The organism is Providencia sp. 6390 (genome assembly GCF_058148425.1).
On sequence record NZ_JBYVYL010000010.1, the window covers coordinates 199,354 to 211,795 of the forward strand.

Here is a 12,442-nt window from a genome sequence, read left to right on the forward strand (position 1 = left end):
AAACCCACTAACTTCCACGTGAGTGGTTGTTGCGGGCGTCATTGCATGTAATTACACACGAATAATTTTTACTTGTCAAGCATGGTCTGTGCTAACTCATTGGTCATGGTTTCAAGCTGCTCTTGCAGCTCCATCCATTCCATTTCGACCTCTTCTAATGCATTTTTTTGCTCTGTTTGTTTTTTCAGACATTCCGCGAGCTCTAGCTTGCGATCCTGCTCGTAAATTGCTGCATCAGATAATGTCGCTTCTAGCTCAGCTAGTGCGCTAGAGTGCTTTTCCATTTTCTTCTCTAGCTCAGTCAGCTTTTTACGGATAGGTTGTGTTTGTTGACGAAATTCGGCTTCACGGCGTTTTTGATCTTTCCTATCTTGTGCAGTAACGGTAGCTGTATTCGCCGGGCGATCTTTTTCCTGTAAATCACGTGCTTGCTGCAATTCCATTTTATTTTGTTCAGCTAACCATTGTTGATAATCTTCGAGATCACCATCAAACGGCTCAACTAAGCCACCATGCACTAAATAAAGATCATCAGTGGTAGAACGCAATAAGTGCCTATCATGGGAAACCACCACCAATGCGCCTTCGAAATCAATCAAAGCCTCTGTCAATGCTTGACGCATATCTAAATCAAGGTGGTTAGTCGGTTCATCAAGTAGTAATAAATTAGGGCGCTGCCAAACAATGAGCGCTAAAACTAAGCGTGCTTTTTCACCACCCGAAAAACGCCCACTTGGATCCGTGACTTGGTCGCCTTTAAAGCCAAAACCACCTAAATAATCACGTAATTGTTGTTCGGTTTCTTGTGGTGCTAGTCTTGAAAGATGCTGTAACGGTGATTCATCAGCGTGCAAATATTCCAATTGATGCTGTGCAAAATAGCCTAACTTAATGCCTTTCGCTAAGGAAACGACACCTTGTAATGGTTGCAAATCACCAGCGAGTAATTTAATTAATGTTGATTTACCTGCACCATTGCGACCTAACAGACCAATGCGGGAACCCGGTACTAAATTCAGTTTAATGGACTTTAGGATGATAGTATCGCCATAGCCTGCGCTGACTTTTTCCATTTTTAGCAATGGATTAGGTAAACTTTCTGGCTGGCGGAAGGAAAAATGGAAGGGATTGTCCACATGAGCAGGCGCTACCATTTCCATGCGCTCAAGCATTTTTATACGGCTCTGTGCTTGCTTGGCTTTAGTGGCTTGTGCTCTAAAGCGGTCGATATAGCTTTGCAAGTGAGCTGCTTTGGCTTGTTGGCTTTCATAAAGAGATTGCTGTTGAGCAAGTTTGGTTGCACGCTGGCGTTCAAATGATGAATAGTTGCCTGTGTACTCGAATAGAGTTTCTTGCTCGATATGTAGGACTTTATCAATGATTGGGTCGAGGAAGTCTCGGTCATGAGAAATTAATATTAGTGTGCCAGGATAGCTTTTTAGCCACTTCTCAAGCCAAATCACCGCATCTAAATCAAGGTGGTTGGTTGGCTCATCCAATAATAATAAATCAGAACGGCAAAGCAGTGCTTGTGCAAGGTTAAGGCGCATACGCCATCCGCCTGAAAATGATTTTACAGGCTCTTGTAATTGGTTTTGGCTAAAACCAAGGCCGTGTAACAGGCTGGATGCACGTGAACGAATACTCCATGCGTTAATAGCATCGAGTTGTCCGTGGAGTGCGGCGATTGCATGGCCATCATTTTTTTCGTTGGCGAGCTGTAATTGCTGTTCTAGGGCGCGAAATTCACGATCACCATCTATAACATATTCCAATGCAGGTATATCTAATGCGGGGGTTTCTTGGTTAACCCAAGCAAGTGCCCATGTACTTGGAAAGGTAGCAGAGCCTGCCTCTGCTTGCAATTCACCTTTAAGTAAAGAGAGCAGTGTTGATTTACCGCAACCGTTTTTACCGACTAGCCCGACTTTTTGGCCTGGGTTAATGGTTGCAGTGGCATTGTCGAGTAAAACACGCACGCCACGGCGAATTTGTAAGGAAGAGAAAACAATCATAGCAGCCGTCAGTTGAAAATATGTTAAATTATATGATAAATACCCTAAAATTTTCAGCTGGTATACGACCATACCGACCATACGAAAATGTGTAGGTGTAAAATAAAAGTAATATGCAAGGCAGCATGGTAACGGAAAATTATCCGTCTGACACGCCTTTGAGGAGGGAAAGATGTCAAATAAGCCGAAAGTATTAGTGCTCTATGCACATCCAGACCCAGAAGAGTCCGTGGCGAATAAAGCATTGCTCGATTCTATTGAAGATTTAGAGCATGTGACAGTTCATGATCTTTACGCGACTTACCCAGACTATTTTATTGATGTGAGCGCAGAGCAAAAATTGGTATGTCAATTTGACATTATTGTTTTTCAACATCCTCTTTATACCTATAGTTGTCCAGCGCTACTGAAAGAGTGGTTTGATAGAGTGTTAACTCGCCGTTTTGCCACTGATATGGGCTATCAAAAGCTAAAAGGCAAATATTGGCGCTCGATTATTACCACAGGAGAGCCTCAAGAAGCCTATCAATATGGTGGGTATAATCGCTACCCTCTGAGTGAGATTTTACGTCCCTTTGAGTTAACAGCAGCAATGTGTGATATGCAATGGTTAGAACCTAATATTATTTATGCTGCACGCAGACAAAGTCAGGATCATCTACAGGAAATCGTTGCAGGATACCGTGAATGGTTGCAGCAGCCTCTGCAAATAGGGGGCTTATCCTAATGGATCAACTTAATTTATTTGAATCAGTGATCATCTTTCTCTGCGCTGGTGTGGTAATGGTACCCATCGCACAGAAGATCCGTTTGGGAGCGGTTCTTGGCTATTTGTTGGCCGGTATTGTGATAGGCCCATTCGTATTTGGCTTTATTCACAATGTGGATGATATCCTCCATTTTTCTGAAATGGGGGTAGTTTTCCTGATGTTTTTGATTGGATTGGAACTCAAGCCATCCAAACTATGGGAACTGCGTCGCTCTATTTTTGGAGTGGGTACAGCCCAAGTTGTGGTTACTGCCTCTATCATGGCTGGCTTACTATTACTGGCAAAATTTTCTTGGCAAGCGGCGTTAGTTGGTGGCCTTGGTATGGCAATGTCATCCACGGCTATGGCTTTGCAATTGATGAATGAAAAAGGGATGGCCAATAAAGAGAGTGGCCAACTCGGCTTCTCTGTGTTGCTGTTTCAAGATATGGCGGTGATCCCCATCATGGCGCTTATTCCATTGCTAGCAGGGGATACAGCAACCAGTGATTGGTATCGTATTGGCTTGAAAGTGATCGCTTTTGTTGGTTTGTGGGTGGTCGGTCGCTATTTGTTACGTCCTATGTTCCGTTTGGCGGCGAAATCAGGGGTTCATGAGATCTTCACCGCCGCTGCATTATTAGTGGTGTTAGGATCGGCACTGATTATGGAGAGTCTTGGTTTTTCAATGGCACTCGGGACGTTTATGGCAGGGGTGATGTTAGCTGAAACGGAATTCCGTCATGAATTAGAAATCAATATTGAGCCATTTAAAGGGCTGCTGCTGGGGCTATTCTTTATCTCAGTGGGTATGTCGTTAAACTTACAGATCCTGTGGAGCTATTTGCCGCAAGTACTTCTGGGTGTGCTGGTGTTGGTTGCAGTTAAAGCATTGATCCTTTATATCCTCAGTTGGATAGCTAAATTGCGTAACGGTGCAAGAGCCCAATTTTCAGGGGTATTAAGCCAAGGTGGTGAGTTTGCTTTTGTGATTTTTGCCACTGCATCAGGGGCTAGTGTGATTGATGAAAGGCAAATGGATCTGCTGCTGGTGGTAGTTACACTTTCTATGATGACAACGCCATTAGTTATGCAATTAATCGATGCGTATCTAAACTATCGCTATAACCGTCATCCTGTTTCACATGAAAAGCCCTTTGTGGAAGATAACGATCCCCATGTGATTTTGGTTGGCTTTGGTCGTATGGGGCAGGTTGTTGGTCGTTTATTAATGGCAAACAAAGTAAAAATTACTGTACTTGAGCAGGATGTCACAGCAATCAGTACCATGCGCCGCTATGGTTATACGGTTTACTATGGTGACGCACGTGAATTGCAATTACTGCGTTCTGCGGGGGCTGATAAAGCGAAAGCGATTGTCATCACCAGTGACGCACCTGAAGAAGTGATGGAAATTGTGCATTTATGCCAAGAAAATTTCCCTAATTTACATATTATCGCTCGAGCAAAAGGGCGGGTTGAAGCCCATGAACTGTTACAAAATGGTGTTCAAGACTTTAGCCGTGAAACTTTTTCTAGCGCATTAGAATTAGGAAGCAAGGCATTAATTAGTACAGGTATGCACCCCCATAAAGCGTATCGAGCCAAACAGCATTTTCGCCGATTAGATATGCGAATTTTAAGAGAGCTCATCCCTGAAAATGAGGGGGATAGTGGGCAAGTCTCTCGGATTAAAGAAGCACGACGAGAACTGAATGAGCTGTTTGAAAAAGAAATGTTAAGGGAGCATCGTCAGCCCCATAACTGGAACCATTATGAATAAAGGGCAGTACTATGTCGTCAACACGTAAGCGGTTTATCGCGGGGGCAGTTTGCCCTAAATGTCAGTCACAAGACACACTGATGATGTGGCGTGAAGATAAGATTGATGTGGTTGAATGTGTCAATTGTGGCGATCAACAACGTCAAGTTGATGATATTGCAACGCCTCATGTCAGAAAACAAGAACAAGTCATCGGTATTTTTACACCTGAATAAGGGAATTTTGTCAATTTCCAATACAGCAGTGTTGTTTTCCGGTACAATCGACAAAATTTTTCACCCTATGGGTAGTAGGAGATGTCATGAAAGTAGCAAAAGATTTGGTAGTCAGCTTGGCTTATCAAGTAAGAACAGAAGACGGTGTTTTAGTTGATGAGTCTCCGGCAAGTGCGCCACTTGACTATCTACATGGCCGTGGTTCTTTAATCTCTGGCTTAGAGAAAGCATTAGACGGTCGTGTTGTTGGTGATCATTTCGATGTAGAAGTTGCCTCTGACGATGCGTATGGTCAATACGACGAAAATTTAGTTCAACGCGTTCCTAAAGATGTATTTATGGGCGTTGAAGAGTTGGAAGTTGGTATGCGTTTCTTGGCTGATACAGACATGGGCCCAGTACCTGTTGAAATTACAGGTATTGAAGGTGATGAAGTTATCGTTGATGGTAACCACATGCTGGCGGGTCAAAACCTGAAATTTAATGTTGAAGTCATGGCAATCCGTGAAGCAACAGAAGAAGAACTGGCTCATGGCCATGTGCACGGTGCTGATGGCCACGATCACGACCACGAAGGTGGTTGCTGTGGTGGTAGCCATGGTCATAGCCATGGTGAAGAGGGCGGTTGCTGTGGTGGCGGTGAAGGCCAAGGCCACAAACATGGCGGTTGTGGTTGCCACTAAGCCATCATATGCAGTTTCAAAAAGGGAAAGCTTTGGCTTTCCTTTTTTGTTTTCGGTCATTAATAATGTGGTGGAGGCGTCTCTTCTTCTGGCCTTGCTAGGTGAGATGACTGGGACGACTTTAACCGCTCAGCTACAATACGGATGTGCTCTTGTAATTTGGATAGCTGCATTTGCTGATCCGTAATGACTTGGTTGAGTTGTTCTATCGTAAGTTCTTGGAAAGCAACTTTGCTTTCTAAAAGTTCAAGGCGTTGTTCAAAAGCATGTGATGAATCCATTTTAGTGCTCCTTATGGTTTTTCATCATAAAAAAATCATCGTAATAACCGAACATTACAAATCAATAGATAAGTTTTAGTTAAACAGATAGGCGTTGAAACCTCTTTTTGGTAATGTTGTCTAACTAGCCATCTGCATTCTGTAATTTACTATTCTATACTGAATAGCAGAAATGTCAGAAATAGAAATTAAGTAATAACGTATACCTATAATAGATATCGGAGATTAGGATGAAATCACTGTTTAAGGCAAGTCTTCTGGCAACAACATTAGCATTGGCATTTACTGCGCCACAAGTAATGGCTGCAGAAACCACTGCAAAAGCGCCAACTAGTAGCGCATTTAAATCAGCCGAAGAACGCAACGCCTATGCATTAGGTGCGTCTTTAGGCCGCTATATGCAAAACTCATTGGAAGAGCAAAAAGCGATTGGTGTTAATCTAGATAAAGCTCAACTATTGGCAGGTGTTCAAGATGCTTTCAATGGTAAAAGCAAAATGACGGATGCTGAAGTGGAAGAAACTTTACGTCAATTTGAAGGCCAAGTTAAGCAAGCCGCTGAAAAGAAAATGAAAGCTGAGGCTGAAGCCCAAGAGAAAGCGGGCGCTGACTTTAGAGCAAACTTTGCTAAAGAGAAAGGTGTTGTTAAAACCAAATCTGGCTTGCTGTACAAAGTTGAAAAAGAAGGTACAGGTGCGGCACCTAAAGCAACAGATACTGTGGTTGTAAATTATATCGGTACATTGGCTGACGGAACTGAATTTGATAATTCCTACAAGCGTGGTGAGCCACTAACGATCCCACTGAATGGCGTGATTAAAGGCTGGACTGAAGGTCTGGTTAATGTCAAGAAAGGCGGCAAAATCAAATTAGTTATTCCAGCAGACTTGGCTTATGGTGAAAATGGTGTTCCAGGTATCCCTGCAAATTCAACATTGGTATTTGATGTTGAACTGCTAGATATCAAGCCAGAAGCAAAATAATTTGCAAGCAATAGAACCAAAACCCAGAGCGATCTGGGTTTTTGCGTTATACTCGTCATACTTCAAGTTGCAGCGTTGTTGACTACACTCAGCTAGCCGAGTCACATAGTTTATCTATGCTCCCCACCTATCTTCGTTTGTCGCCTAGCTGCACCTCGAATTATTTAGAGTATAGAATAGAACTAAAGTATTTGAGTTAAAATAGAGATAAAAATTGTGGTTAATAATTATTTGATTATTAATACATATATTAGAAAACTATTAACTAGTTTGATTTGGGTTAAATTTATTGAAAACCTACTAAAAATAATGCTTTTTTTGTTTAAAACTTGTGATAAAACAAGCTGTCTTGCACGCAACTGCTTGACGTTAGCCCTTCGTAGTTTTACCTTCAGTGTATTCGGCCTAATTATTTATCGTCATATTTGCTGACCGCGAACAATGCAATGAAGCTCAAAGCATCGAACAATTAACGCCTCATTAGTCAGTATGGCGAATTTGCTTACACTTGAAGGATGGTGTTTAAAAATGTCTAACTCAGTACTTTCGAACGATCACAGCGATATTAATTTATTAAATAACGAGCCTTTTACCGCGATTGACCATGAAATTCTAAAATCATATGAAGCAGCTGTAGATGGCTTAGCTATGTTGATAGGTGCACATTGTGAAATAGTTCTTCATTCACTGGAAGATTTAAAGTGTTCAGCCGTCAAAATAGCCAATGGGCAACATACTGGGCGCCAAATAGGTTCTCCGATTACTGATTTAGCATTGCGTATGCTGCATGATATGGCCGATGAAGAATCGAATGTATCTAAAGCCTATTTCACCAAAGCGAAAAGCGGTGATTTAATGAAATCAGTCACAATAGCTATCCGTAACCGCCATCAACGTGTTATCGGGCTATTGTGTATTAATATGAACCTTGATGTTCCATTCTCTGAAATTATTAAAAGTTTTGTTCCTGAAGAAAAACAAGAAATTACTTCTGATGTTAACTTTGCTTCTTCGGTCGATGATCTGGTTGCACAAACGTTAGAATTTACCATTGAAGAAGTGGGAGCAGACCGTAACGTATCCAATAATGCAAAAAACAAACAAGTTGTACTCAACCTGTATGAAAAAGGCATTTTTGATATTAAAGATGCGATTAACCAAGTTGCAGATCGTTTAAACATCTCTAAACATACTGTTTATCTTTATATTCGCCAATTTAAGAGTGAGGAATGAGTCAACAATCTCTCACATACTGTTTGCTAGTGACGGGGCCGGCTTATGGCACACAGCAAGCTACCAGTGCTTATCAATTCGCTTGTGCCCTTATTGAAGAAGGGCACTGTTTGAAAACGGTGTTTTTTTATAGTGAAGGGGTGGCAAATGCCAATGCATTAACTTCCCCTGCCAATGATGAGTTCAACTTAGTTAAAGCTTGGCAAAAACTTGCTGAAAAAGTCGGCTGTGAAATGCACATTTGTGTCTCTGCGGCACTTCGGCGGGGAGTTGTTGATGATGAACAGGCAGAGCTGCTAGCATTGGCTTCATGTAATTTAGGTTCAGGCTTCATGATGAGTGGATTAGGGAGTCTAGCAGAAGCGATGATGACAACTGACCGAACGGTACGTTTTTGAGGCTGATATGAAAAAATTTGCTTTTGTTTTTACTTCAATGCCTCATGGAAACAGTAGTGGTCGGGAAGGGTTAGATGCGTTATTAGCAACATCAGCGCTGACGGAAGAGATTAGTGTTTTTTTTCTTTCAGATGGTGTTTGCCAATTGCTTGCTGATCAACATCCCCAAGAAATCTTAGCGAGAGACTATATTTCGACATTTAAAATTCTCCCTCTTTACGATATCGATAAAATTTATCTCTGTGCAGATTCATTAGCAGAAAGAGGGATCAGCGAGCACAGTGCATGGGTTGTCAAAGCATCTGTCATCAATTCGACACAAATTCGTGATAAATTATCCGACTTTGATGTTGTGCTTAAATTTTGATCTGTTGTAGGATCTTTTCTATGCTTTATACTATAGCAGCTTCACCTTTTCAGTGTGACTTCACGGCAATATTAAGGTTAATTACGCCGAATGATGCCGTATTACTGCTGCAAGATGGCGTGGTTGCTGCGATCCGTCAATCTAAACATTTGAATGAACTTCAGCAGAAAGGTGCACCGATCTACGCATTAAGCGCAGATATTAATGCGCGTGGCTTACAGAATATGATCTCAGAGCAGGTAACTTTAGCCTCATATCAGGATTTTGTTCAGCTAACTGTGAGCCATAAACAACATTTTGCCCTATAAATGGGTTAAAAGTTGTATATTTCTTGACACCCGAGCCAGTCGGCAATAAAATTTCGCGTCCTCGTGTATCGTCATGCTGGCGAACGAGGTCGAAATCCGTGTTTACGAAGCAAAAAAACCAGGAGCTTTTTTAATAATGGCAACTATTAATCAGCTGGTACGCAAATCTCGTAGCTCGAAAGTTGTTAAAAGCAACGTTCCAGCACTGGAAGCTTGCCCGCAAAAACGTGGCGTATGTACTCGTGTATATACTACCACCCCTAAAAAACCAAACTCAGCACTACGTAAAGTGTGCCGTGTTCGTTTAACTAACGGTTATGAAGTTTCTTCCTACATCGGTGGTGAAGGCCACAACTTGCAGGAGCACTCCGTAATCCTAATCCGTGGCGGTCGTGTTAAAGACTTGCCAGGTGTGCGTTATCACACCGTTCGCGGCGCACTGGACTGTTCTGGTGTTAAAGACCGCAAACAAGCCCGTTCTAAATACGGTGCTAAAAGACCTAAGGCTTAATGGTTCTCCGTTAAGTAAGGCCAAACATTTTTAATCTTAATGTCAAAATACTCGAATAGAGTTTTGGGCAAACCTGAATTAACAACGGAGTAATATCCATGCCACGTCGTCGCGTAATTGGTCAACGTAAAATTCTTCCAGATCCTAAGTTCGGATCAGAATTACTGGCCAAGTTTGTGAACATCCTGATGGTAGACGGGAAAAAATCTACTGCTGAAGCAATCGTATATAACGCGCTTGAGACCCTGGCTCAGCGTTCTGGTAAGACTGAACTTGATGCATTCGAATTAGCACTAGACAACGTGCGTCCGACTGTCGAAGTTAAGTCCCGCCGTGTTGGTGGTTCTACTTACCAAGTTCCTGTTGAAGTTCGTCCGGTTCGTCGTAATGCTCTGGCAATGCGTTGGATCGTTGATGCTGCTCGTAAACGCGGTGATAAGTCAATGGCTCTGCGCCTGGCAAACGAATTATCGGATGCAGCTGAGAACAAAGGTTCTGCTGTTAAGAAACGTGAAGACGTTCACCGTATGGCAGAAGCTAACAAGGCGTTCGCTCACTACCGTTGGTAATTTCGCCACATTAGTGATGCTTCTTAGGGTAGCCTTCCGCTACCCTTTATATGATGAATTGAACGCCCACGAGAGAGGAAAAAATGGCCCGTCAAACGCCCATATCACGCTATCGTAACATCGGTATCAGTGCACACATCGACGCCGGTAAAACAACAACTTCTGAACGTATTCTGTTTTATACAGGTGTAAACCATAAAATTGGTGAAACGCACGAAGGTTCTGCAACAATGGACTGGATGGAACAGGAGCAAGAGCGTGGTATCACTATCACGTCTGCTGCGACTACTGCATTCTGGTCTGGTATGGCAAAACAGTTCGAGCCACACCGCGTTAACATCATCGACACCCCAGGACACGTTGACTTCACAATCGAAGTAGAACGTTCAATGCGTGTTCTTGATGGTGCAGTAATGGTTTACTGTGCGGTTGGTGGTGTTCAGCCACAGTCTGAAACTGTATGGCGTCAGGCTAACAAATATAAAGTTCCACGCATCGCGTTCGTTAACAAAATGGACCGTATGGGTGCAAACTTCCTGCGCGTTGTTGAGCAATTAAAAACGCGTTTAGGTGCAAATCCAGTTCCACTACAATTACCTGTTGGTGCCGAAGAAGGCTTTACTGGTGTTGTTGACTTGATCAAAATGAAAGCGATCAAGTGGAGCGATGAAGATCAGGGCGTTACCTTCGAATACGAAGATATCCCTGCAGATCTGCAAGATTCGGCTGAAGAATGGCACAACTTCCTAGTTGAGTCAGCGGCAGAAGCATCAGAAGAACTGATGGAAAAATATTTGGGCGGTGATGAGCTGTCTGAAGATGAAATCAAAGCTGCTCTTCGTCAACGCGTTCTTGCAAGCGAAATTATCCTGGTTACCTGTGGTTCTGCATTTAAGAACAAAGGTGTTCAGGCGATGCTGGATGCAGTTATCGAGTTCTTACCAGCACCTACAGATGTACCTGCAATTAACGGTATTCTGGATGATGGTAAAGATACTCCAGCTGAACGTCACGCAAGTGATGATGAGCCATTCTCATCTTTAGCATTTAAAATTGCAACTGACCCGTTCGTTGGTAACCTGACGTTCTTCCGTGTCTACTCTGGTTTTGTTAACTCAGGTGACACTGTTCTGAACCCAGTTAAATCTAAAAAAGAACGTTTCGGTCGTATCGTTCAGATGCACGCTAACAAGCGTGAAGAGATCAAAGAAGTTCGCGCTGGTGACATCGCGGCAGCTATCGGTCTGAAAGACGTGACTACAGGTGATACTTTGTGTGCGGTTGATGCACCAATCATCTTAGAACGTATGGAATTCCCAGAGCCAGTAATCTCTGTTGCAATTGAACCAAAAACTAAAGCTGACCAAGAAAAAATGGGTATTGCTCTGGGCCGTCTGGCTCAAGAAGATCCATCATTCCGCGTATCAAGTGATGAAGAAACGGGTCAAACCATCATCGCTGGTATGGGTGAATTGCACTTGGACGTTCTGGTTGACCGTATGCGTCGTGAGTTCAAAGTTGAAGCGAACGTAGGTAAGCCACAAGTTGCTTACCGTGAAGCTATCACGATGAAAGTTACCGATATCGAAGGTAAGCACGCGAAGCAGTCTGGTGGTCGTGGTCAGTATGGTCATGTTGTTATCGACATGTTCCCACTGGACAAAACAGACAAAGACGGCAAGGCAATGGACTACGAATTTGTCAACGAAATCAAGGGTGGTGTAATTCCAACTGAATACATCCCTGCGGTTGACAAAGGTCTTCAAGAGCAGCTGAAATCAGGCCCTCTGGCTGGCTATCCTGTTCTTAACATGGGTGTTCGTCTACATTTCGGTTCTTACCATGATGTTGACTCCTCTGAACTGGCGTTTAAACTGGCGGCTTCGCTTGCGTTTAAAGATGGCTTCAAAAAAGCAAAACCTGTTCTGCTTGAGCCAATCATGAAAGTTGAAGTGGAAACACCTGAAGACTACATGGGCGACGTTATTGGTGACCTGAACCGTCGTCGTGGTATGATTGAAGGTATGGATGACATGGTCGGTGGCATTGGCAAAATCGTTCGTGCACAAGTACCATTGTCAGAAATGTTTGGTTACGCTACTGACCTGCGTTCACAAACGCAAGGCCGTGCTTCATACTCTATGGAGTTCTTGAAGTACGAAGCAGCACCAACCAACGTTGCACAAGCTGTTATCGAAGCTCGTAACGCTAAATAATCGGTTTTAATCGATTTAACTACTTTAATTAAGTTCCCTCTTTATAGTGAAGAGGGAACTCCATAAGGAATAGAGTCGTGTCTAAAGAAAAATTTGAACGTTCAAAACCGCACGTTAACGTTGGTACAATC

Annotated in this window: 14 protein-coding genes; 12 read left to right on the top strand and 2 right to left on the bottom strand. The window is 42.9% G+C overall.

Annotated features, from left to right (window positions below; genetic code table 11):
* Window positions 1-68: 68 nt before the first annotated feature.
* Window positions 69-2,015 (bottom strand): ABC transporter ATP-binding protein, encoded by a 1,947-nt coding sequence (locus tag AC3Z9T_RS18895; protein WP_490127633.1) that lies wholly within the window; start codon window positions 2,013-2,015, stop codon window positions 69-71.
* A gap of 172 nt (window positions 2,016-2,187) precedes the next feature.
* Between AC3Z9T_RS18895 and kefG the strand changes: the two genes are divergently transcribed.
* From kefG to slyD, 4 genes are all read left to right on the top strand, one after another.
* Window positions 2,188-2,742 carry a glutathione-regulated potassium-efflux system ancillary protein KefG gene (kefG, locus tag AC3Z9T_RS18900; RefSeq protein WP_490127634.1) on the top strand — a complete coding sequence of 185 codons (555 nt, stop codon included), beginning with the start codon at window positions 2,188-2,190 and terminating at the stop codon, window positions 2,740-2,742.
* Entirely contained in the window at window positions 2,742-4,547 is a 1,806-nt protein-coding gene (kefB, locus tag AC3Z9T_RS18905) for a glutathione-regulated potassium-efflux system protein KefB (RefSeq protein ID WP_490127635.1), read from the top strand. The genes kefG and kefB overlap by 1 nt, the downstream gene beginning before the upstream one ends.
* Before the next feature lie 11 nt (window positions 4,548-4,558).
* On the top strand, window positions 4,559-4,762 hold the full coding sequence (locus tag AC3Z9T_RS18910; RefSeq protein ID WP_490127636.1) for a YheV family putative zinc ribbon protein: 204 nt from the start codon (window positions 4,559-4,561) through the stop codon (window positions 4,760-4,762).
* Between the two features lie 86 nt (window positions 4,763-4,848).
* Window positions 4,849-5,445 carry a peptidylprolyl isomerase gene (gene slyD / locus AC3Z9T_RS18915; protein WP_490127637.1) on the top strand — a complete coding sequence of 199 codons (597 nt, stop codon included), beginning with the start codon at window positions 4,849-4,851 and terminating at the stop codon, window positions 5,443-5,445.
* Between the two features lie 59 nt (window positions 5,446-5,504).
* On the opposite strand, the gene AC3Z9T_RS18920 is transcribed toward slyD, so the two are convergent.
* Complete coding sequence (locus AC3Z9T_RS18920; protein ID WP_490127638.1) at window positions 5,505-5,726, bottom strand: SlyX family protein; 222 nt, start codon at window positions 5,724-5,726, stop codon at window positions 5,505-5,507.
* Between the two features lie 230 nt (window positions 5,727-5,956).
* Between AC3Z9T_RS18920 and fkpA the strand changes: the two genes are divergently transcribed.
* The 8 genes from fkpA (at window position 5,957) to fusA (ending at window position 12,311) form a co-directional block, all read left to right on the top strand.
* Window positions 5,957-6,709, top strand: coding sequence for an FKBP-type peptidyl-prolyl cis-trans isomerase (fkpA, locus tag AC3Z9T_RS18925; protein WP_490127639.1), 753 nt, complete (start codon window positions 5,957-5,959; stop codon window positions 6,707-6,709).
* A 528-nt stretch (window positions 6,710-7,237) separates the two neighbouring features.
* The gene (locus AC3Z9T_RS18930; RefSeq protein ID WP_490127640.1) at window positions 7,238-7,942 is read left to right on the top strand and encodes a helix-turn-helix transcriptional regulator; all 705 of its coding nucleotides are present in this window, start codon (window positions 7,238-7,240) and stop codon (window positions 7,940-7,942) included.
* Window positions 7,939-8,340: a sulfurtransferase complex subunit TusD gene (gene tusD / locus AC3Z9T_RS18935; protein WP_490127641.1), complete on the top strand. Its 402-nt coding sequence runs from the start codon at window positions 7,939-7,941 to the stop codon at window positions 8,338-8,340. The genes AC3Z9T_RS18930 and tusD overlap by 4 nt, the downstream gene beginning before the upstream one ends.
* A 7-nt stretch (window positions 8,341-8,347) precedes the next feature.
* Complete coding sequence (gene tusC / locus AC3Z9T_RS18940; protein ID WP_490127642.1) at window positions 8,348-8,707, top strand: sulfurtransferase complex subunit TusC; 360 nt, start codon at window positions 8,348-8,350, stop codon at window positions 8,705-8,707.
* A 20-nt stretch (window positions 8,708-8,727) separates the two neighbouring features.
* A complete protein-coding gene (gene tusB / locus AC3Z9T_RS18945; protein WP_490127643.1) occupies window positions 8,728-9,015 on the top strand; it encodes a sulfurtransferase complex subunit TusB in 288 nt (95 codons plus the stop codon).
* 136 nt (window positions 9,016-9,151) lie between these two features.
* The gene (gene rpsL / locus AC3Z9T_RS18950; protein WP_490127644.1) at window positions 9,152-9,526 is read left to right on the top strand and encodes a 30S ribosomal protein S12; all 375 of its coding nucleotides are present in this window, start codon (window positions 9,152-9,154) and stop codon (window positions 9,524-9,526) included.
* Between the two features lie 98 nt (window positions 9,527-9,624).
* Entirely contained in the window at window positions 9,625-10,095 is a 471-nt protein-coding gene (gene rpsG, locus AC3Z9T_RS18955) for a 30S ribosomal protein S7 (protein WP_004262486.1), read from the top strand.
* Window positions 10,096-10,178: 83 nt separating this feature from the next.
* Window positions 10,179-12,311 carry an elongation factor G gene (fusA, locus tag AC3Z9T_RS18960; RefSeq protein WP_490127645.1) on the top strand — a complete coding sequence of 711 codons (2,133 nt, stop codon included), beginning with the start codon at window positions 10,179-10,181 and terminating at the stop codon, window positions 12,309-12,311.
* Window positions 12,312-12,442: the final 131 nt, after the last annotated feature.